Source organism: Akkermansia sp. NBRC 115031 (genome assembly GCF_030268505.1).
GTDB classification, from domain to species: Bacteria; Verrucomicrobiota; Verrucomicrobiia; order Verrucomicrobiales; family Akkermansiaceae; genus Akkermansia; species Akkermansia massiliensis.
Window position 1 is genome coordinate 1 of sequence record NZ_BSQU01000020.1, and the last position, 326, is coordinate 326.

Consider the following 326-nt stretch of genomic DNA (forward strand, 5'->3'; position numbering starts at 1 on the left):
GACGGAGATCTGTCCGGTTTCGGGATTGCAGGAGGCGGTCCATTCGAGGGGATGCTTGTAGCGCAGGGTGATGGGACATGGGGAGGAAGGTTCGGCAAGGGTGCGGAGAAGCGTGGGATTGCCTCCTTCACTTCCGCCTCCGGAATCGCCCTCGCCCACTTCAAGCAATCCTTCGCAGTCGTCGGCTCCATCCGGGTTGCCGCCGAAGAAATGGGAGGTGTTCTTGCTGCAATCGGACTGTTCGACGTCTTCGTCGCAATCACAGGAACAGGGACATGGACAGCCTCCTTCCTCCGGCTCGCTGGAGGAAGAAGAGAGGGAACTGG

At 60.1% G+C, this 326-nt stretch carries 1 protein-coding gene; it reads right to left on the reverse strand.

Features of this window, described 5'->3' with window-relative positions; genetic code table 11:
* Positions 1-326: hypothetical protein (locus QSJ36_RS12780; protein WP_285468795.1), on the reverse strand; the 326-nt coding region annotated here is incomplete at both ends.